The 21,066-nt window shown below is 56.3% G+C and carries 20 protein-coding genes; 6 read left to right on the top strand and 14 right to left on the bottom strand.

Annotated features, from left to right (window positions below; all coding sequences use genetic code 11):
• Window positions 1-215: 215 nt before the first annotated feature.
• From DY251_RS17955 to purC, 10 genes are all read right to left on the bottom strand, one after another.
• The gene (locus DY251_RS17955; protein WP_116625292.1) at window positions 216-2,204 is read right to left on the bottom strand and encodes an O-linked N-acetylglucosamine transferase, SPINDLY family protein; all 1,989 of its coding nucleotides are present in this window, start codon (window positions 2,202-2,204) and stop codon (window positions 216-218) included.
• A gap of 13 nt (window positions 2,205-2,217) precedes the next feature.
• Entirely contained in the window at window positions 2,218-4,200 is a 1,983-nt protein-coding gene (locus DY251_RS17960) for an O-linked N-acetylglucosamine transferase, SPINDLY family protein (RefSeq protein ID WP_116625293.1), read from the bottom strand.
• 17 nt (window positions 4,201-4,217) lie between these two features.
• Window positions 4,218-6,206: an O-linked N-acetylglucosamine transferase, SPINDLY family protein gene (locus DY251_RS17965; RefSeq protein WP_116625294.1), complete on the bottom strand. Its 1,989-nt coding sequence runs from the start codon at window positions 6,204-6,206 to the stop codon at window positions 4,218-4,220.
• 81 nt (window positions 6,207-6,287) lie between these two features.
• A complete protein-coding gene (locus tag DY251_RS17970; RefSeq protein ID WP_158553278.1) occupies window positions 6,288-8,123 on the bottom strand; it encodes an O-linked N-acetylglucosamine transferase, SPINDLY family protein in 1,836 nt (611 codons plus the stop codon).
• 164 nt (window positions 8,124-8,287) lie between these two features.
• Complete coding sequence (locus tag DY251_RS17975; protein WP_158553279.1) at window positions 8,288-10,168, bottom strand: O-linked N-acetylglucosamine transferase, SPINDLY family protein; 1,881 nt, start codon at window positions 10,166-10,168, stop codon at window positions 8,288-8,290.
• A gap of 217 nt (window positions 10,169-10,385) precedes the next feature.
• Window positions 10,386-10,553, bottom strand: a complete 168-nt coding sequence (gene rpmG, locus DY251_RS17980) for a 50S ribosomal protein L33 (protein WP_116625297.1) — start codon at window positions 10,551-10,553, stop codon at window positions 10,386-10,388.
• Window positions 10,554-10,681: 128 nt separating this feature from the next.
• Window positions 10,682-11,095 carry a hypothetical protein gene (locus DY251_RS17985; RefSeq protein ID WP_116625298.1) on the bottom strand — a complete coding sequence of 138 codons (414 nt, stop codon included), beginning with the start codon at window positions 11,093-11,095 and terminating at the stop codon, window positions 10,682-10,684.
• On the bottom strand, window positions 11,096-11,764 hold the full coding sequence (gene purQ, locus DY251_RS17990) for a phosphoribosylformylglycinamidine synthase subunit PurQ (protein WP_116625364.1): 669 nt from the start codon (window positions 11,762-11,764) through the stop codon (window positions 11,096-11,098).
• A complete protein-coding gene (gene purS, locus DY251_RS17995; protein ID WP_116625365.1) occupies window positions 11,764-12,006 on the bottom strand; it encodes a phosphoribosylformylglycinamidine synthase subunit PurS in 243 nt (80 codons plus the stop codon). Before purS ends, purQ begins: the two co-directional genes overlap by 1 nt.
• Window positions 12,007-12,047: 41 nt before the next feature.
• Window positions 12,048-12,842 carry a phosphoribosylaminoimidazolesuccinocarboxamide synthase gene (purC, locus tag DY251_RS18000; protein WP_116625299.1) on the bottom strand — a complete coding sequence of 265 codons (795 nt, stop codon included), beginning with the start codon at window positions 12,840-12,842 and terminating at the stop codon, window positions 12,048-12,050.
• Window positions 12,843-13,102: 260 nt separating this feature from the next.
• Between purC and DY251_RS18005 the strand changes: the two genes are divergently transcribed.
• Both DY251_RS18005 and DY251_RS18010 read left to right on the top strand, forming a co-directional pair.
• Entirely contained in the window at window positions 13,103-13,420 is a 318-nt protein-coding gene (locus DY251_RS18005; RefSeq protein WP_116625300.1) for a DUF1476 domain-containing protein, read from the top strand.
• Between the two features lie 110 nt (window positions 13,421-13,530).
• Window positions 13,531-14,304, top strand: a complete 774-nt coding sequence (locus DY251_RS18010) for an HpcH/HpaI aldolase family protein (protein ID WP_116625301.1) — start codon at window positions 13,531-13,533, stop codon at window positions 14,302-14,304.
• Between the two features lie 206 nt (window positions 14,305-14,510).
• Here the strand turns inward: DY251_RS18010 and DY251_RS18015 are convergent, their stop codons facing one another.
• Window positions 14,511-15,059: an RBBP9/YdeN family alpha/beta hydrolase gene (locus DY251_RS18015; protein ID WP_116625302.1), complete on the bottom strand. Its 549-nt coding sequence runs from the start codon at window positions 15,057-15,059 to the stop codon at window positions 14,511-14,513.
• 142 nt (window positions 15,060-15,201) lie between these two features.
• Between DY251_RS18015 and DY251_RS18020 the strand changes: the two genes are divergently transcribed.
• Window positions 15,202-16,107: a VOC family protein gene (locus DY251_RS18020; RefSeq protein ID WP_425373318.1), complete on the top strand. Its 906-nt coding sequence runs from the start codon at window positions 15,202-15,204 to the stop codon at window positions 16,105-16,107.
• 21 nt (window positions 16,108-16,128) lie between these two features.
• Here DY251_RS18020 and rirA read toward each other — a convergent pair whose 3' ends face one another.
• Complete coding sequence (gene rirA, locus DY251_RS18025) at window positions 16,129-16,590, bottom strand: iron-responsive transcriptional regulator RirA (RefSeq protein ID WP_116625303.1); 462 nt, start codon at window positions 16,588-16,590, stop codon at window positions 16,129-16,131.
• Between the two features lie 210 nt (window positions 16,591-16,800).
• Between rirA and DY251_RS18030 the strand changes: the two genes are divergently transcribed.
• Window positions 16,801-17,358 (top strand): GNAT family N-acetyltransferase, encoded by a 558-nt coding sequence (locus DY251_RS18030; RefSeq protein ID WP_116625304.1) that lies wholly within the window; start codon window positions 16,801-16,803, stop codon window positions 17,356-17,358.
• Window positions 17,359-17,389: 31 nt separating this feature from the next.
• A complete protein-coding gene (locus DY251_RS18035; RefSeq protein WP_116625305.1) occupies window positions 17,390-17,878 on the top strand; it encodes a MaoC family dehydratase in 489 nt (162 codons plus the stop codon).
• Between the two features lie 9 nt (window positions 17,879-17,887).
• Here DY251_RS18035 and tyrS read toward each other — a convergent pair whose 3' ends face one another.
• Window positions 17,888-19,141, bottom strand: coding sequence for a tyrosine--tRNA ligase (gene tyrS / locus DY251_RS18040; RefSeq protein WP_116625306.1), 1,254 nt, complete (start codon window positions 19,139-19,141; stop codon window positions 17,888-17,890).
• A 105-nt stretch (window positions 19,142-19,246) separates the two neighbouring features.
• Between tyrS and DY251_RS18045 the strand changes: the two genes are divergently transcribed.
• Entirely contained in the window at window positions 19,247-20,362 is a 1,116-nt protein-coding gene (locus tag DY251_RS18045; protein WP_116625307.1) for an anhydro-N-acetylmuramic acid kinase, read from the top strand.
• Here DY251_RS18045 and DY251_RS18050 read toward each other — a convergent pair.
• On the bottom strand, window positions 20,359-21,000 hold the full coding sequence (locus DY251_RS18050; protein ID WP_116625308.1) for an FMN-binding negative transcriptional regulator: 642 nt from the start codon (window positions 20,998-21,000) through the stop codon (window positions 20,359-20,361). The two genes, DY251_RS18045 and DY251_RS18050, sit on opposite strands and share 4 nt — an antisense overlap.
• Between the last annotated feature and the right edge of the window lie 66 nt (window positions 21,001-21,066).

Here is a 21,066-nt window from a genome sequence, read left to right on the forward strand (position 1 = left end):
TACGTTAATGAGCGATCACGCTGGCGTGTGGTTAAGAAATCGTTGATTTCTAATGCGGATTAAACAAGGATAATTTCCGCAAGGACAATATAATTTAATATCCTTGCACCCCATGGCTCAGGTCCGCCGCATCTCCTGACGAGTGGGGTTTGCCGGTCGGCGCTGGCGAAAGTGGCCTCCTCGTTCCGCTGTCAGCACCGGCCGGCACCCTCTGATCAGTCAAGCTGAAGAACGGGTGCCCGTAAATGTTCGGGCAAATTGTGGTTGCGGGCAATTTGACGATAGAGCCGCTCAATATCGCGCGTGAACTGCTGCGTATTGAACAAAGGCGAATCTGCACGTGCCTGATCCAGCAGTGCTTTCAAAGTCGAATGACGCTTGGCATCCGTCGCCAGTTCGAATGCCAGTTTGAAATAGTCCTCATAATTATCCGTGATGAGTTCCGGGAAGCCATGCGTGGTAAGCAGGCTTGCCGCTACCCGGCTGGCGAATGTTTCGCCCTTGCGCGTGATCAGCGGAACACCCGCCCACAGTGCATCACTGCCGGTTGTATGAGATGTATATGGAAACGTATCCAGTGCGAGATCGGCAAGGCGCATGCGCGCCAGATGCTTGGCGTGTGGCGTTGCTGGCGAGAAAATAACCCTGTCGCGACTAGTGCCTCGCTTTTCGAGTTCCTTGACGATGTTGTCGCGCACCAGATCAATGCGCTGATCCAGCAGCCAAAGTACGCTTCCTGGAACGCAGTTTATCAGTCGCGCCCAAACATCGAATGTTTCCGGATTAAATTTGAATGGCTGGTTGAAACTGCAGAACACGAAGCCTTCGTCAGGCAAACCAGCTTCCGCTCTGCTTGGCGGTGCCGGTAACGCGAATCTGCGGTCATTTGGCTGATAGCAATGGGGCATCAGCGCGAGACGCTCGCTGAAATGAGGCGCACATTCCGGCGGCGTGATCGTCGGATCCGAGATCACATAGTCCGCAAGCCGCGGATGCCCAAGCGTACCCGGATAGCCGAGCCAGCTAATAATTACGGGCGCTGGCCTTCTGCCGGTTATCCCGAGCCGCGCCCCATCGGTAAATCCCTTTAGCTCGACTACAATATCAATCTGCCGCTCAAATATTACCTGCGCGGCCTGTTCATCGGTTGCTTCGGAAATGTCTATGACGGGGACGTCGAGCGCCCGCAAGCGCTTCGAGTATTCGTCATCTTTTACGTGACCGTAGGAAAAGATGAAAACCTCAAGCGCGCTTGAATCGTGCTGTTCCAAAACGCCGAGCAGCAAAAACAGCGTGGCGTGGTTGTGAAAATCCGACGAAAGATAGCCGATTTTCAGCCGCGCCCCGTCGGTGCCAATCTGGCGATAGCCGCACATTGGCGGAAGCTGCAATGTGCGAATTGCGTAAGCGCCGTGCCGCAAAGCTGCCTGCTTCTCCAACACCGGCGTCATTCCCGGCATCCCGATCGAGCGAAAAGGCGGCAGCGACGGTCTGAATTCCGGAGAATCAATCGTTTGAAGATATTTCTCATCGACCTCAGCGAGATCGTCCCAACTCAGTGTCCTGCGCTTGTCGAACTGAAGTTGTCCCCAAAACTCCGCTGTTTTGCTGACCTCCATCGCCTCTTTAAACCGGCCAAGTTCAATCAATGATTCGGCGAGCAAGCCGCGCAGCTTGTTTAGCGATGGGTCAAGCGACAGCGCCCTTTCCAGCGCCGTTACAGCTTCCGCGAAGCGTCGCCGCTCGAACAGGGACATTCCCAAATTGGCAAAGCCAACACTAAATTGCGGCTGTAACTCCGTCGATTTGCGAAACAGGTTGATGGCTTCTTCGTGTCGATCCAGGTTCAGATAGATATTCGCGAGATTGTTGCAGGTCGCAATTGAATTCGGATCCAGCCGGAGTGAGTTGCCATACGCGACTGCGGCACCTTCAAATTTGAGCGCCTTGGAAAGAACGAGACCCAGCGAAAAATGAAAGTCGGCGTTATCTTCAATAGAAAGCGCATTTCGGATCGACTGTTCGGCGTCGCCAAGCTTGTTTTGAAAGTAGTGGCTCATGCCCAGCAAGTCATGGGCTCTTGCATTCCGTGGATCCAATTGAATCGCTGTCTGCAAAAGCTGTTCTGCGCGAGGCCAATCGCCTGCGTTGCAGGCGGCGACAGCCGATGCAAATGCTTGCGCGCGATCAGTATAAATATTCATTCTTGGCCGCCGCTTAAACCGTGACGACCTGCGCCCGCAAATCTTCGGGTAGATTATGGTTCGCTATAATCGAGCGGTACAAGCTTTCGAGGTCTCTCGTGAACTGAATGGTATCGAAAAGCGGCGAGGTCGCGCGGCAGGCTTCGAGGCGTTGCCTGATAGCTAGCCGACGTTCCGTGTTGGTCGCAAGTTCGAGCGCCACCTTGTAATATTCTTCCGCGCTTTCAGTGATCAGCTCTGGAAAACCGTGAGTTGTCAGCAAGCTAGCCGCAACTCGGCTGACAAAGGTTGAACCTTTTCGGGTTACGAGCGGGATGCCCGCCCAAAGAGCGTCGCTGCCGGTGGTATGCGAGTTATACGGGAAGGTATCAAGCACGAGATCGGCCAGGCGAAGGCGCGAAATATGATATGTTTGCGGTGAAATCGTCGCGAATATAACGCGCTCCTCCGGGATGCCCCGGTCAGCAAGTTCGCGCAAGAGATTGCCGCGCACATCGCGGGAGGCTGGTTCCAGCAGCCACAACACGCTGCCGGCAACCTCATTCAGCAGCCGCGCCCATATGTCGAACGTCTCAGGATTCAGCTTCAAGGTCTGGTTGAGGCTGCAGAAAACAAAACCGTTTTCTGGCAGGCCGACATCACTGCGTATGAGATTTGAGGGCAGGGGGCGCATACGGTCATTGGGCTGATAGCTATGAGGCATGAGCGCAAGGCGTTCGCTGAAAAACGGAGCGTGCTCCGGCGGGCTCACAACATTGTCGCCGATAATATAATCCGCGAGTTGCTTGTGGCCAATCGTGCCGGGGTAGCCGAGCCAGTTTACGATGACAGGCGCAGGGCGAAGCGCCGCAATGCCCAGCCGCGACTTTTGCGTATAACCCTTTAAATCGACAAGTATATCGATATCCCGGTCCAGTATTATCTCGGCTGCCTCCCGATTTGTAACTTCGGAGAGGTCAATAATCGGCATGCCGGTATCTTCAATCCGTTGCACAAAACGATCTCGCTCTGCGGGACCATATGAGAAAATCTCAAACTGAAATTCGGTGCGGTTATGTGATTCCAGAACGCCTGCCATCAAATGCATTGTGGCGTGATTGAAGAAATCGGCCGAAAGATATCCAATGCGCGGTGGCCGGTGGGCGAGAATCGGGCGAGGGCAATCCATGAGAGGATGCTCTTTCAGTTCCGGCACTTCGGACATTGAAAATGCGTGCCCTGCCGGAGCCTCCATCTCGGGTCGTAGTTCAGGAATATAGAGCAGCCGAAACGGCGGAGCCGGATCTGCCACACCAGCTTCAAAGGCGCGGAGATACATCGATTCCGTGAAGCTGAGATTTTCCCAAATGGCCTGGGATCGCATTTCGAACTGCAGGATGCCCCACCAGAAATAGATCTTCGTTGCCTCGTCGATGCGCCCCTGCTTGGCAAGCAGAAACGCCAGGGGCTTTTGCGCGTCATAGAAATCTTGCTGCAGCGAGATCGCCTTTCTCAAGGCGTTTTCGGCGTCATCCAGCCGTCCGGCTTTTTCGAGGGCCAACCCCATGTTTTTATACCCGAGCGCATAGCCCGGGTTGCAGTCAACTGCTTGTTTGTATTGGAAAATCGCGTCATCGAGCCTGCCATGATCGAGCAGGATATTTGCGAGATTATTCCTTATTGCAGCCATTCGAGGGTTGAGTTCGAGCGCCGATTCATAGGCGGCCATCGCGCCATGAGAATCGCCATTCGCTCGCAGAATTTTGCCAAGGTCCGCAAGCAGCGCTTCGTCCACACTGATTGCGATTGCCTCGCGAATCAAACGTTCGGCCTCAGCGAATTTTTTCTCCTCATACCGGCGCAACGCCAGTTCGTGATACGCCTGCGAATTACCCGTCAATTTGCCGATCACCGACTGCATGATTTCGAGCGCGCCGGTCCCGTCACCGGCTTTACAAGCGTCATATGCGCTCAAATGTGACGGCGTCATTGCCGTTCCAAACGCGATATCATTCACGATAAAATCCTTGTGCGTTACGCTTGAATCGCGACAAAGCTCTGCTCGCGTGTGGGGCTCGTATGGTCCTCCACAATCCGTCTGAAGAGCTTTTCGAGGTCGCGCGCAAAGCCCGCTGTGTCAAACAGCGGCGAAGTCGTTCGCGCGCTTTCAATGCGCTTTTTTATGTCTGCGCGTCGCTTCTTATCGCTCGCAAGTTCCATCGCGAGCGCGAAGTATTCATCATAGGTGTTTGTCACCAATTCAGGCAGCCCGTGTGTCGTCAAAATGCTGGCTGCAACCCGGCTGGTGAAGGTCTTTCCCTTCTGCGTTATCAGCGGAACCCCCGCCCACAACGCATCGCTTGCGGTCGTGTGGGAGGTGCAGGGAAACGTATCCAGGGCGATATCGGCGAGGCGCAAGCGCGCAATATGCTCGGTCTGCGATAGAGGGAGAGCGAATATAACTCGCTCCGGTTGAACGCCTCGCGCCTCAAGTTCGCGCAGAACATTTGCATTGCTGTCTTCGTAATGGCGCAGCCACAGCACACTGTCGCTGCATTCGGTGAGCAGCCGCGCCCAGACATCGAAGGTCGCGGGGTTGAATTTTGGATGCTGGTTGAAGCTGCAAAACACGAGTCCGCTTTCGGGAAGGCCCGCGTCAGTGCGCGTGGAGGCTTCCGGCAAAGCTCGCGCGGAATCGTTGGGCTGGTAGCAATTCGGCATTAGTGCGATGCGCTCGCTGAAGAACTCCGCGTCCTCTGGCGGCGTAACGATAGCGTCGCCGATAATGTAGTCGGCCAGCCTTTCATGTCCCAACGTGCCGGGATGTCCGAGCCAGCTCACTATGATCGGTGCGGGCCGCAGCGCCGTTATGCCCAGCCGCGCACTGCCCGTGTGGCCCTTCATTTCAACAAGGATGTCGATCTTGTGACTGGCAATCAGTTCGGCAGCCTTTCGATCCGACATGCCGGAAATATCGACAAAGGGAAAGCCCGTCGCGCGCAGCCGTTGCGAACATTCGTCGTCATGCTGCTCGCCATAGGAAATGAGCACAATTTCGTGCGCTTCCAGGTCGTGCGCCTCGAGTACGCCCGTAAGCAGATACGCCGTAGCGTGATTATGAAAATCCGACGAAAGATACCCGATGCGCAGCGGTTCCGCGGTGGAAGGTGCGCGCGTGGCCATTGCGATGGTTGGCTCTTTGAGGGCGCTGATATTTGATACAGCATAATTGTGCGCGGCGGTGCGCTCCAGCTGTGGTGTCAGATCGGGCATATTCAGCAAGCACCAAGGCGAAACCGGTATTGCCGCGCCCACTTTCAACTCGCTGATGAATGCTGCATCGACTTCTGCAAGGTCCAGCCACGAAACGCTTATGCGCTTGGCGAACTGCAACCATCCCCAAGCGCCAATAGCTCTGTATTGCTCGAAGCATTCTTCAAAGCGACCACATTGAGCCAGCAGATCGGCCAGCTTTCGGCGTGCTTCCGCGTGGGCCGGATCTAGCGCGAGAGTGGCGCGCAACACGGCTTCCGCCTCGGGAAGTTGATGCAGCCTGAAAAGACATACGCCGAGATTGAACTGCATTTGCGCAACATTCGGCTGAAGGCGCGCGGCCTGTCGAAAATATTGCAGCGCTTCTTGATGCTGATTGAACGTGCTGAGAATCATTGCCAGGTTGCTGCATATCTCCGGCGACGAGAAATCCAGATGCAGCGAGGTTTTGTAAGCCTCAGCGGCGCGCTCAAGATTGCCGCTGCAGAGATAGATCAAACCCAGATTGGCATAGAATGCCGCATTCTCGCTCAAAGAAATGGCCTTCAGCAGCGCGCGTTCTGCGAGAATGAATTGGTTGAGCCGTAGATGGCATATGCCGATAAGGTTCTGCGCTGGCGCAAAGTCGGGACGCTCGCTGACGATGCCGATAAGCGTCGCGAGAGCATCCTCTACTTCATCGCGCCCGAACGCCTTCAGCGCTCGCTCGAACAAGTAATCAGGGTTACTGGAACCGTTGACCAAATCCATTTGCGTTGATCTCGAAAAGTTGAATCATGTATCAGTCGCGATTATTAGATAATAAATTGCTAAATTAGCAATATTAAATTTTCACATTTGCATTTGTATCGAAACGTATGCGCCGCGCCGATCGTCCGGCGTGTTATGATCGTCCACGATCGCGCGATAAAGTTGCTCAAGGTCTTGCGTGAATCGTGTGGTATCGAACAGCGGCGAGCTTGAACGGACCCGATCCATATCGACTTTGAGCTTCGCCAGCCGCTCACGGTTGGTGACGATTTCAAGCGCAAGCTCGATATATTCGTTTTCGTTGTGCGTTATGAGTTCTGGAAACCCATGCGCCGTCAGCAGGCTGCCGGCGACCCTGCTTGCAAAAATATCCCCGCTCAACGTGAGCAACGGAACGCCTGCCCAAAGAGCGTCGCTGGCCGTCGTGTGCGAATTATATGGATAGGTATCCAGGGCCAGATCGCACAACCGCAGCCGTGCGGTGTGATCGGCGCGCGAGGCGAACGGCGCGAAATGAATGCGTTCGGCACTTATGTCGCGAGCCGCAAACTCGCGAGCAATGTTCTCTCGAATGCGCTCCAATTTCGGCTCAAGCAGCCAAAGCACACTGTCTGGCGCCGAGCGAAGCAAGCGGCTCCAAAGGTCGAATGTTTCCGGGTTGAACTTCAAAATCTGATTGAAACTGCAGAAAACCAGACCTTTCTCTGGCAGGCCGACATCTGCGCGTGTCGGCGCCGGGGGCAGGGGGCGCGACCTGTCATTCGGCTGATAGCACGTTGGCATCAGCGCTATGCGCTCGCTATAGTGTTCCGCGTGCGATATCGGCGCGACGATTTGGTCAGCAATTATATAGTCGGCCAGGCGTGGATGCCCCAACGTGCCAGGATAGCCGAGCCAGCTCACAATGATCGGAGCGGGTCGCAGCGCAGTGATGCCCAGGCGCGCGCCGGTCGTGTAGCCCTTAAGATCCACCAGAACATCGACCTTATGTTCAAAGATCGTTTGCGCGGCCACCTGATCGGACATCTTCGATACATCGACAAACGCCAAGCCTGATTGAACCAATCGGTCCGTCATCTCATCGTGCCTGGAAGCGTACGAAAAGAGGGTGACCTCAAAGGCAGAGCGATCGTGCGCCTCAAGAACACCTGCAATAAGATGCGTGGTTGCGTGCTCATAGAAGTCCGCCGACAGATAGCCGATGCGCAGCTTACCAGCGCGCGACAGCGGCTTGCGGGGAGTGCAAAGTGGCGGCTGCTTCAATTCTGAAAATTCGTGCCCGGCGAAATCGAACCCGGCGCGCCTTTCGATGTCTGGCGTTATGCCCGGCATTTGAATCAGGCACCAAGGGGCGGCCGGCGCAACACCGCTAGGGACCGGCTGCGTAAGGCATGCGTGATCAATTTCCGGCAGGTCGGTCCAATCGATGATTTTGCGCTTTTCAAATTGAAGCTTGCCCCACGCACCGATCGACCGCATCAGCGGGAATGCTTCGTCATAGCGTTCGAATTTGATCAGCACCTCCGCCAACATGTCTTTGGCTTCGATGAAAGAATTGTCGAGCGTGAGTGCGTGTTTGAGCGCTGCCTCCGCTTCATCGTAGCGATGCATCCGCGTCAGGATCGAGCCAAGGTTTTTGTAAGCGAGCGCGTAGTCGGGTTGGTGGGAAATCGCCTGTCGATACAGCGCGATCGCCTCTTCATACCTGTTCAGCTTGAAATATATGTTTGCGAGATTGTTGCAGATTCGAAACGAACTCGGATCAAGCGCAAGCGACTCGCGATATGCCTCCGCAGCGCCATCGGCATTGCCGGCCTGTTGCAGCGCCAAGCCGAGATTGGCGTAAAATTCAGCGTTCTTCTTGAACGAAAGCGCTTTCTTGATGCAGCGCTCCGCATCAACATGTTTGTTCTGCATTAAATAGCAAACACCGGCGAGGTGGTGCGCTTCCGCAAATCGCGGTGTTTGAATTAGCATTGATTGCAGAATCTTGACGGATTGGCCATAGTCCTTGTTCGCAAAAGCGCCGAGGGCCCGCTCCCAAAGCTTCGCTGGATCGTGATTGCGGTTGACGAACGAATTCATGCGTGCAGACCCGGCGCAGCAACCGTTGCGGCTCGCGCAGCGGGTGGCAGATTGTAGTCTGTCAATATTGCGTGATAGAGCGCTTCAAGATCGCGGGCGAAGCGGTTGGCGTCGAACAGCGGCGAAGACCGTCGTGCGGACGCAATAGACGCCCTCAATGCGTTCCGGCGCTCGTGATTTGTCGCCAGTTCCATCGCGAGTTGGACATAGGCTTCGTCGGTTTCAACGACCAGTTCGTGAAACCCATGCGTTTTCAATAGGCTGGCTGCCACTCTGCTTGCAAATGTCCGTCCTTTCAGGGTGACCAGCGGCACGCCTGCCCAAAGCGTATCGCTGGCGGTTGTGTGCGAGGTGTACGGAAAAGTATCTAGCGCCAGATCGGCCAATTGCATTCGCGTCGTATGCTCGCTCTGCGGGGCAAACGGCGAATAGAATATTCTGTCAGGGGCAATACCGCGCACCCGAAGCTCCCGGTTCAGGTTCTCGCGCTTTATTGCCGGGTCTTGGTCGAGAAACCAGAAAACGCTGTTCGGAACAGCTTTCAAAACGCGGCACCAGAGATCCATCATTCGCGGATTGAATTTGACCGCATTGTTGAAATTGCATAGCACCAGCGCATCGTCCGGCAAGCCGATATCCACTCGCTTGATCTCGCCGGGTAACTCGCGCTTGTGGTCGTTGGGTTGGTAGCAATGGGGCATGAGCGCCAGCCGTTCGCTATAGAACGGAGCGTCTTGCAGTGGCGTAACGGTCGGGTCGCCGATGATGTAATCGGCTAATCGCGGATGCCCTAGTGAGCCCGGATATCCCAGCCAGTTCACGATAATGGGCGCTGGCCGCAGCGCGGTTATTCCGAGCCTCACCGCCTGGGTGTGGCCTTTAAGGTCAACCAGAATATCGATGCCTTGCCGATGAATCTCATTCGCTGCTTCGCGGTCGGTCATGCGCGAAATATCAGTGAATGGGATTTTGGTGGCGCGAAGTCTCTCGGTAAATGCATCCTCGTGGCGCGGCGAATAAGAGAAGATCCGCACATCCACGTTGGAAGGATCGTGACATTCCAGCACCCCCGCCAGCAGATGCATTGTTGCGTGGTTGTAGAATTCCGATGAGAGGTAGCCTATGCGCAGACGGCACCCTCCCAACTCGATGCGGGTTGCCGTGCACAGCGGCGGCGCGTTCAATTCGTTCAGCGTCGAGCCGACACAATCGAATGCCGCTCGCCGTTCAAGATCGGGCGTGATTCCATTGACCAGCAGCGCACTCCATGACGCAAGATGCGTCGGCTTTTTTTCGAAAAGCTCGCGCAGATACATGCTTTCGGCGTGGGCAAGTTTGTCCCACATGACGTTATTGCGCATCGCGGCTTGCGCATCGCCCCATGCTCCAATCGACTGGTAAAGTTCGATTGCTTCTGCCGCGCGACCCGTTTCGGCCAGCGAAAACGCCAGATTTGAGCGGGCCAGAACATAATTCGGATCGGCCAGAATCGCCTTCTGATAAAGCTGAATCGCCTCTTCGTGCTGCTTCAAACGGCCGAGAATATTCGCGAGGTTGCCCAACGCTTTTGGGGAATTGGGATTCAGCCGAAGCGAAGATCGGTATGCATCGATTGCACCTTGCACGTCTTCCGCCGCCTGCAGAACCAGCGCAAGGTTCAAGTAGAAATCCGCATCTTCCTTGAGCGACAACGCGGTGCGAATTGAGCGCGCTGCCTGATCCAGCGCCATTTGCCCGTAGTAGCAAACGCCTAGCGCATGGTGTCCCTCCGGCAACCTAGGCACCAGTTCCACGACGCGTTTGAGTAAGCTCTCCGCATGCGTATAATTGCGCGATCCGAAGGCATGGATTGCCTCCTGATACATACGTTCAATCATACTCTGGCTGCTAGAATCGAGCATCGCCTACCATTTTGACGCGTTCGATTCCTGAATATCTCAGAACAAAGAATAAACAAACACTAATTTAGAAAAATATATTTATACGACGCAATAATCGCAGACACAAAAATGCCCGCGCGGCTTTGCCGAACGGGCATTTTGAAAGAAAAGCCAGATAGCTGATCGGCGCCAGTGTTCAGCGCCAGACAGAATCTTACTTGATCTTCGTTTCCTTGAACTCAACGTGCTTGCGTACGACCGGGTCGTACTTCTTGAACGAGAACTTCTCAGTCTTGGTGCGGCTGTTCTTGCTCGTCACGTAGAAGAAGCCGGTGTCGGCAGTGGAGAGCAGCTTGATCTTGATATTCGCGGCTTTGGCCATGATCTCATTCCATACGTAAAAGCTTCGATGTCCGCGTCAGCGTGAAAAGGCTCGGCCAAATGCGGAGAGTTGGCGCGACACATACCGTTGCGCGCCGGAAAGTCAAGAGTTTCCCGCAAAATCCCGCACTATGCCTTTGCCCCGCAGGAGGCGTCACCACCCGACCAGCGGGCAATGTCGGTATTGATCCGGCTGGCGATCGGCTCGTTCATAAGCGGCCCAAACACTTCGACCCTGCTAGATGCGCCTTGGGCTTGAACGACAAGCGCGGGCAAGCCGCCATAATTCTTGGCCGGAACCAGCAAGAAACGAGGCTGGCCGCTCATGGAGTTCAGCTCATTCGCGAAACGATATGACTTGAACGCGGGGTCCTTGCTCGCAAACCAGCATTTATGAGCCGCAGTCGCCACCTGTTCCATCGAGCGAAGCGAAGCGCTTTTGCCGCCGCCGCCAGGCGTGCTGGATTTCGGCGCTGGCTGGCATCCTGCGATAATCATAAGCGCCGCCGCCGCGACGAAAACGCCCTTGGCTGCAATCCGCATTCAAGCAGCCTTTCCGAGCACGCTTTCAAAAAGGGCGCGGCCGTCAATGCCGCCATGCGCGGTTTCGATCAGATTTTCAGGATGCGGCATCAAGCCCAGAACATTGCCGCTCTTGCTGATGATTCCCGCAATATCGTTCACGGAGCCGTTGGGGTTTGTCCCTTCGGCGTAGCGGAACACGACCTGACCTTCGCCCTCGATCTGCTTCAGCGTTTCCGCATCAGCGAAATAGTTGCCATCGTGGTGCGCCACGGGGCAGCGAATGATCTGGCCCGGCTTATAGTTGCGCGTAAAGGCAGTGTTCGCGTTCGCAACTTCCAGCTTCACTTCGCGGCAAACAAATTTAAGGGTTTCGTTCCGCATAAGCGCGCCCGGCAGCAGACCAGCCTCCAGCAAAATCTGGAAGCCATTGCACACACCCATCACCATGACACCCTTGGCTGCCATTTCGGCCACCGCACGCATCACCGGCATCCGTGCGGCGATCGCGCCGCAACGCAGATAGTCCCCGTAGGAAAACCCACCCGGAATCACGATCAGGTCGACATCCGGTATTGTCGTGTCGGTTTCCCAAACCGTAACAGGCGGTGTGCCTGAAATCTTGGTCAGCGCCGCAATCATATCGCGGTCACGGTTCAGTCCGGGCAGTAACACGACCGCAGCGCGCATCATGCAATCTCCACCGCGTAGTTTTCGATCACCGTGTTGGCCAGCAGCTTGTCGCACATCGCCTTGATTTCGGCCTCGACCTTGCTCTTGTCACCGCCTTGCAGTTCAACGTCGAAAACCTTGCCCTGGCGCACGGAGTCCACGCCATCGAAGCCCAGCGCGCCTAGCGCGTGTTCGATTGCCTTGCCTTGCGGGTCCAGAACGCCGTTTTTGAGTGTCACGGTGATGCGAGCTTTAATCACGCTGTTTTCCTGTAGATAGGTGGGCGGCAAGCCGCCCGCTTTTAGTGCTTGGTGCCCTTCGGCTCTTCGTTGTTTGCGACCAGAACAGGACCGGCTGGGCGCGGCGAATCATTCTCGTTCATAATGCCGAGACGGCGCGCCACTTCCTGATAGGCTTCCACGAGGCCGCCCATATCGCGGCGGAAGCGGTCTTTGTCGAGCTTGTCCTGTGTGTTTACGTCCCACAGGCGGCAGCTATCGGGCGAAATTTCGTCCGCCACCACGATGCGCATCAAATCGCCTTCAAACAGCCGTCCGCATTCCATCTTGAAGTCAACGAGCTGGATGCCGACGCCTAGGAACAGGCCGGAAAGGAAGTCATTGACGCGAATGGCGAGCGCCATGATGTCGTCGATTTCCTGCGGGCTGGCCCAGCCGAAGGCGGTAATGTGCTCTTCCGAAACCATCGGGTCGTCCAGCGCATCGGCTTTATAATAAAACTCGATGATGGAGCGCGGCAGCACGGTGCCTTCCTCGATGCCGAGGCGCTTTGCGAGCGAACCGGCGGCTACGTTGCGCACCACCACTTCCAGAGGGATGATCTCGACTTCTTTAATAAGCTGCTCACGCATGTTGAGCCTGCGAATGAAGTGGGTCGGGATCCCCATGCGGTTCAGATGATTGAAGATATGCTCGGATATGCGGTTATTCAGCACGCCCTTGCCATCGACAATCTCGTGTTTCTTTTTGTTGAACGCGGTCGCATCGTCCTTGAAGAACTGGATGAGCGTTCCCGGTTCTGGGCCTTCATAGAGGATCTTGGCCTTGCCCTCGTAAATGCGGCGGCGTGATTTCATCGCTAAGAATCTCTGGTTAGAAGGGAATTTGCCAATACGGCTCCCTAAAAAGCGTAGCGGTTCAACTTAAACCTTTGTCAGCCTCTAGCCTATCCGGCGGCGCGTCTCAATTGTCAAATGCGCCAATCAACCGGAATGAGCCTTTATCTTTTTGCATCACAACCTCGTCGCGGGCGCTTGACCGCGGAGCTTCGTTTTGTTTTCTGCGTTTCAAGCCTACATCTAGGAAATCGTTAAAAGACATCCAGAGGGATCGAAGCATGAGCATGAAGGACCGCGAAGAGGGATTTGAACGCAAGTTTGCGTTCGACGAGGAGCTTCGTTTCAAGGCCAATGCGCGCCGCAACAAGGCTCTGGGCATATGGGCGGCTGAAAAGCTCGGTAAAACCGGGGCCGACGCCGAAGCTTATGCCAAGGAAGTGGTGATGGCCGACATTGAGGAAGCCGGCGATCATGATGTTTTGCGCAAGGTGAAGGGCGATTTTGATGCGGCTGGCATCGACCAGTCGGAGCACCAGATTCGCCGCACGATGGATGAGTTGATGGCGAAGGCCATCGAAGACGTCAAGAACGGCTGAGACAAGGCTTTCTTCTGGACTATTTGTAACCGCCCGCCTGTCGGGCGGTTTTTCTTTGCCTTTTTCACATTGGGCGGGAATCATCGCCTCAATCAGGAGAGGAAGCCGCAATGAGCCTCGCAGAACGCCTTGCCGCAGATGAAATCACGATCACCGCTTGGTCGGGCGTACCCGACTCACTGACGGTTGAATTATTGGCGGCGCAGCCGTTTGATGCCGTCACGCTCGACATGCAGCATGGCGGGCACCATGAAGACAGCGTTCTGCGCTCCATCGCGTCCGTGCAAAAGTCGGGCAAGCCGGTTCTGGTGCGAATCCCGGTCGGGCGTTTCGATATGGCCAGCCGCGCGCTGGATTTTGGGGCCGATGCCGTCATCGCGCCTATGATCAACTCGGTGGAAGATGCGCAAAAATTCGCGGCCTCAATGAAATACCCGCCCGTCGGCGAGCGCTCGTGGGGGCCGACCTTCGGCATGCCGCGTTATGGCAAAATCAGCCAGCAGGATTGGCTCACGCAGAGCAACGACCGTGTTCTGGCGTTCGCAATGGTGGAAACACGCCCCGCATTCGAGGCTCTGGACGGAATCCTCGCGGTTCCGGGCATTGATGGCATTTTCGTTGGCCCGTCTGATTTTTCGATCGCCTGGAGCAATGGTGCCGTGGTCGATTCGACCCTTGAGGAGATGATGGGCACCGTCGCGGCCATCGCGGAGCGCACGCGTGAGGCAGGAAAGTTCGCTGCCATCTATGTCATTGACCCGAAAATTGCGGGCAGGGTGGTCGGCATGGGCTTCCGCCTGCTCGCCACCGGCTCCGAAGGTCAGGTTTTCAGCTATGGCACTGCCTCGCTGCTCGGCGCGATCAATCAGTCCATCAAGGGCTGATTCACGCGAGAAACACCCTTATCCGCCTGCCGACACCTTCTCCCTCAAGGGGAGAAGGAGGAATACGGCGATGCCTCGAACTTTCTGCGACGTTTGGGATTCAAACCTGCTTTGCAACTGCCCCTTCTCCCCTTGAGGGAGAAGGTGCCGGCTGGCGGATGAGGGGTAATAAGGGGAAGTAAAAGGCGCAGACGGGGCGCGCGCTTCTAAAGCCGCGAAAGAAACTGCGCGAACACCATCGAACCTTCTGGCCAGGGGCCGAAACCGGATTCGCTGTTCAGATGTCCGGCTTGGCCCGCATCGATGAAAAGCGAGCCCCATGCGGCTGCGATATCCTCTGCCACCTCATACGAGCAGAACGGATCGTTCCTGCTGCCGACAACGATTGACGGAAACGGCAGGGGGTCGCGAGGATACGGCCCAAAAGTCATCAAATGCTTGGGCCGAATTTCGGGGTTGGCGACATCTGGCGGGGCTACCAAAAACGCGCCCGCAACTTTCTTCTGAAATTGCGGTACTGCGTTGATAACGGTCGGCACGCCGAGTGAATGCGCCACCAGCACGACGGGCTTTTCGGCCTCATTCACGGCTTTGGCAACCTCGTCGACCCAATGCTCGCGCACGGGCTTCGACCATTCCGCCTGTTCGATCCGGCGCGCGGTGGAAAGTTTTTCTTCCCACCGGCTTTGCCAGTGGTCCGGCCCGGAGTTCGTATAGCCGGGTACGATCAGAATTTCAGCGTCTTTAACTTTCATGTCTCGGATGTAGCGCTCGAGCCAGCGCCCTGCAAGGCGCTATTGTTCTATAAATGCGAACGCCGTGTTCGGAAGAATGTATCTTGTGTGAACGATTGCCATTGCGCATCTAGAGCAAGGGAATCCAATTTGAGGCTGCACCATGCAAATTTCTCGGCGATCCCTGATTGGGACGGGCACATTGATGATGTCCGGCATATCGCCAGCACGCAGCCAGATGGAGAAAACCCTGATGGAGAAAACAATGAGTGACCTGCCTTTTGCCGCAAACGCACCTGTAAGTGTTTCGCGTGTTGGTTTGCGTGCTCGCGATGCTGCCAAGCTTGCCGACTTTTATCAGAAAGTTGTCGGCCTTCGCCAATTGTCGCGCGATGGAAGCGCCATCACGCTCGGCGCGGGCGAACGTCCTTTGCTAGTGTTGGAAGGCGACACCGCGCTCAAGCAGGAAGACCCGCGCAGCGCCGGGCTTTTCCACACCGCTTTCTTGCTGCCGTCGCGCGGCGACCTTGGCCGCTGGATCAATCACGCCATCGCCAAGCAAATTCCGGTTGACGGCGCGTCCGACCACCTCGTGAGCGAAGCGCTTTACCTCACCGATCCTGAGGGCAACGGCATCGAAATCTACACCGACCGTCCTGCCAAAGACTGGAAATGGAATGGCTCGCAGGTGGAAATGGCGACCCATCGCATGGATATTGAAGGCGTCCGCAACTCCATCCCCGCCGGCGCGCCGGAGTGGGACGGCTTTCCGGACAATTCAATTGTCGGCCACGTCCATCTGCGCGTAGGCGACCCGCAGACGGCGGAAGATTGGTGGCGCGGCGAAATGGGCTTCGACACGGTCGCGCATTATGGACGCGATGCGGTTTTCCTCTCCACCGGCGGCTACCACCATCACATTGGTGCGAACTCTTGGCAGAGCAGGGGAGCCGGCCCGCGGCAGCCCGACACAACCGGCCTGGGTTGGGTTGAGCTTAGCGCCAAGAATGCAGCCGCCGCCAAGCAGGCCAGCGATCCTTGGGGTAATGCTATTCGGGTTGTTGGCTAATAGCCACGAGAGTTGTCGCGGTCAGCTTGCGAGAGCGCGGGGCGGCAACTCATCAATGTGCAGCCGCGAGCGCATATTCGTGCGGTCGCGGGCCAGATCCGCAATCGAATGCTTCATCAGAACATCCATGAAGGCATTCAACGCCTCCCGAAGCGCGGCATTCAGGTTGCAATTATCGATCAGCGGGCATTCCGTTGCGTCATTTTCGAAGCATTCCGCCATGGCGAAGCTCTCTTCAGTCACGCGCACAACATCGAACAGCGAAATCTGCTCTGCCGGTTTGCCGAGACGCACACCGCCATTGCGCCCGCGCACAGTCTCTACCAGCTTGGCCTCCACCAGCGGCTGGAGAATCTTGAACAAAAACAGCTCAGAAACCGAATAGGCCGAAGCAATCTCCGGAATACGGCTGAGCTGGCCGTCATTGGCCGCGCAATACATCAATATGCGGATCGCGTAGTTGGTCTGGCGGGTCAGTCGCATAAAAACTCCTCGGTGCGTCAAGCACCCATCCCACCTAATTATACCTTCGTGCGGGTGTACACAAGGAAAGTGGCGTTTTCTTCTCCGGTTTTGCATGGCTTGGTTTCCCCAGCGGCATAGCGGAGAAGCTTGATATTTATGCTGCAATGCACAATATTACGCGCGTCGGGAGTCGTGAAAACTTGGGGAGGACCCAAGAGGGTATTCGTGATGCAAACGAATAGCGGCAACCAGGAAACCCATTTCTTTGTTGTGCGTCAGCTGCGTCCTTCGGAAAAGGACCTTTTTCGCGATCATTTGCTTCGGCTGGATCGCGAAAGCCGCACGGACCGTTTCAACGGCGGCACAAAGGATGATTTCCTCATTGCCTATGCTGATCGCTCATTCAGTGATGGCACGAGCGTCATTGGCGTCGTTAACGACGGTCGCGTCATCGGCGCGGCCGAACTGCATGAAAAGCCGGAGCCGGATGGCGAACCCACCGCCGAAATCGCTTTCAGTGTTGAAAATGAATGGCAGCACCGTGGATTAGGCGGTCTGCTGTTCGAGCGACTGATCCAGACCGCGATTGGGCTTGGCTATCGTCGGCTGCGCGTCACCACGCACTCGCAGAACGCGGCGATGAAGGCTCTCGCGCGTCGCTTTGGAGCGAAACTCACCTTCGAATTTGGCGAAACGGTTGGTCTGATCGAGCTGGAAGATGCAGTGCATATGGCTTTGCCAATCCATGCTCGTACAGATTTCTGGCATCAGCGCGACCAACATTGACCCCCGTCTGGATGCCTCTATCATTCGTTGGATGAACGAGCAGCCTCCACCAACCTTTGAAGAACTCAAGGCAATGGTCGGTCAGGATTTGTCGGTTTCCGACTGGGTTTTGATCGATCAGCAGCGGATAAACCGCTTTGCTGAAGCTACGGGCGACACACAATGGGTGCATTTGGATGCGGAGCGCGCGCGTCGCGAAAGCCCGTTTCGCAAGCCTGTAGCGCACGGACATCTGACGCTCGCTCTAGTCGCCGCGCTCGGCCAAACCATCGGCGCGATTCCCGAAAATACCCAAGCCGCAATCAATCACGGCATTGAGCATGTGCGCTTTTTGTCACCCGTTCTTGTCGGCTCGCGCGTGCGGCTGCACAGCAAATTGCTCGCCGTGGATGATGTCGGGCCGGGCCAATACCTCATCCGCGTGCTGAACACGATGGAGGTAGAGGGTCAGCAGACGCCCGCGCTCACCTGCGAATGCCTGACGATGTTCTATGAACGTCGCGCGCGCCGAACCAGCTAATCCACGCTTTTATGAAGCGCGGATAAGTATATGTTTTTTCTTGCCAAACGACAGTTTGATCACGCCATCGTCCGTGACAAAAGAATTCGTCACGGTCATCTTGTCGTCTGACACCGGTTGATCGTTGAGCCGCAGCGCGCCACCCTGCAAGGCTCTGCGCGCTTCACCATTTGACGCCGCCAGGCCTGCCTGCACAAACAGCGCGAGCACGCCAACGCCCTGCGCAAGTTCCGCAGCGGGCACAGTCACGGTGGGCAGGCTGTCTGCCAGCGCGCCTTCCTCAAACGTCTTGCGCGCCGTCTCGGCAGCGTCTTCGGCGGCCTCGCGGCCATGCACGATCGCTGTTGCTTCCGTCGCCAGCACCTTCTTGGCTTCGTTGATTTCATTGCCGCCAAGTGCGGCCAGCTTCGCGATTTCATCCAGCGGCAGGCGCGTGAAAATCTTCAGGAACCGTCCAACATCGGCGTCCTCGGTGTTGCGCCAGTACTGCCAGTAATCATACGGCGAGAAGACATCGCCGTTCAGCCAAACCGCGCCCTTGGCCGATTTGCCCATCTTCGCGCCGGATGAGGTCGTCAACAGTGGCGTGGTCAGCGCAAAAAGCTGCGGCGTACCCATGCGGTGGCCAAGATCGATCCCGTTGACGATATTGCCCCATTGATCCGACCCGCCCATCTGCAAACGGCAGTCGTAGCGGCGCGAAAGCTCAACGAAATCATAGCCCTGCAGAACCATATAGTTGAACTCAAGGAATGACAGTGACTGCTCGCGGTCAAGACGCAGCTTCACGCTGTCAAAGGTCAGCATGCGGTTGACGGAAAAATGCCGGCCCACATCGCGCAAAAACTCGACATAGTTCAGCTTCATCAACCAATCGGCATTGTTGACCATGATGGCATCGCCGGAACCCTCGCCGAAACGCAGGATTCGCCCGAAAATCTTCTTGATGCCCTCAATATTCTCGTTGATCGTCGCCGCCGTCAGCAGTTTGCGCTGGTCGTCGCGAAATGACGGATCGCCGATCATCGACGTACCGCCACCCATCAGTGCAATCGGCCGGTGTCCCGTCTCCTGAAACCAATAAAGCATCGTCGCGGAAATCAGATTGCCGATATGCAGGCTCGTCGCCGTCGCGTCGTAGCCAACGTAAGCCGTCACGCGCTCTTTCGAGAGCAGATCATCGAACGCGTTTTCATCCGAGATTTGGTGGATGAAGCCGCGCTCCTTCATGACGTTCAGGAAATCGGATTTGAAGCCTGCCATTTTCAGTCTCTGTGTGGATTTGGCCCGTTGGGCGTAGGTCGGTGCGGCTTTAACAGCTTTGCGCGAAGAATCACGTAAAAAGTGACTTTCACGTGGAAGGTAGGCATGTCCTTGACTGTGGCAATGGGTTTGATGAGCGGCACGTCGATGGATGGCATCGACATTGCCATTCTTCGAACGGACGGCGTTGACCGCGTTGAATTCGGCCCTGCCGCATTCTTTCCCTATGACGCAGAGTTTCGCTGGAAACTCGCGCAGTCACTGGAAACCGCCAAGCAAATTCAGCATCGCGAGGAACGTCCCGGAAATCTGGAGGCGCTGGAGCGCGAGATTACCGAGCGCCACGCCGACGCAATTAAATCGCTGCTTTCAAAAACGAGTGAGCACCCCGAACTAATTGGTTTTCATGGACAAACCGTGCTCCATCGCCCCCAGAACACTTTGACCGTTCAGCTTGGCGATGGCGAATTGCTCGCCCATCTGACAGGTATCCCGGTCGTATACGACATGCGCGCAAATGACATGGCCCACGGTGGGCAGGGCGCGCCCCTGGTCCCCGCCTATCATGCCGCGCTTGCTCGCTCGAAAGCCGCCGAATGGCGCGACCTGTATCCCGTGGTTTTCGTCAATATCGGCGGCATATCGAACATCACTTACGTTCCCACGGCGGGCGACCCTATCGCCTTCGATACGGGACCCGGCAACGCGCTTATTGATCAATGGGTGGCTCGCGAAGGCGGTGTTCCCTTCGATGATGGCGGGCGAATCGCCAGCGAGGGCGGCATTATCGAAACCGCAGTCGAGCGCTATCTGCAAAACCCGTTCTTCGCAAGGAGCGGTCCAAAATCGCTTGATCGACTGGATTTCACGCTGGATCAGCTCGGCGCTCTCGACCTGTCGGATGGCGCGCGCACACTTGCCGCTGTCTCCGCGCGATCCATTTTGAAGGCCGTCGATCATCTGCCCGAAAAGCCAAAGCTCTGGATCATATGCGGCGGTGGTCGAAAAAACCCGAATATTGTTGCCGATTTGCGGGTCGGCGCGGCCTTGCAAAATGCTGAGGTAATCGTTGCCGAGGACGCAGGCTGGAACGGTGATTTCACCGAAGCCGAGGCGTGGGCTTATCTCGCCGTCCGCGCCGCAAAAGGGCTGCCGCTCACATATCCATCCACAACCGGCTGTCGCGCACCCGTCAGCGGGGGCGAGTTTGCTCGACCCTAGTCGAGCTTGCCGTACTGGCGCACCAAGCCAGCCATCACTTGCCCGGAGGCGGCTTTCTCAAGACCCTCAGCCACTCCTGAACGATCCGCAACCGGACGATTCTGACTAACCTTCCATTTTCCGGAAAGCTCGGAAACTTCGATCTCCAGCCCCACAATGCCCTTCATCTGCGATTCGATATATCCCGCGGGAGCATCGTGTACCTGCCAGGGCGCTTCGCGAGTGGCCTCATGCGTGGCGGTCAACTCCGTAATCTGGTTCAGCAGCCAACTGGAATCTTCAAAAACCTGCGCGATCCCGCGCGCTTGCACGGTGACATAATTCCACGTCGGCACGACTTTGCCAGTCTCGCGCTTGGTTTCGTACCAGGACGGTGTGATGTAGCTTTCAGAACCCTGAAACACCACGAGAACCGTCGAATCTGGATTGTCGCGCAATATTTTCCAATGCGGGTTTGCGCGCGCCAAGTGAGCCCGCAGGCGGATCGCTCCATCGTCACCAACCGAAATTAAAAATGGAAGCGGATCGGCGACAGGTCCTGACGGCGTAGCCGAAATCATCAAGCCGAGCGGATGCGCGCGGACAAGCGCCTGCAAAACGTCGCTGTTCGTTTCGATAAAATGCGGCGGCTGATACATATGCGTGGCTCCAAAGCGCACGCTATATCCTCGACATGCTGGCCCAAAATCTTGAGCCAGCATGAA

Source organism: Mesorhizobium denitrificans, assembly GCF_003403035.1.
Classification (GTDB): Bacteria; Pseudomonadota; Alphaproteobacteria; order Rhizobiales; family Rhizobiaceae; genus Mesorhizobium_G; species Mesorhizobium_G denitrificans.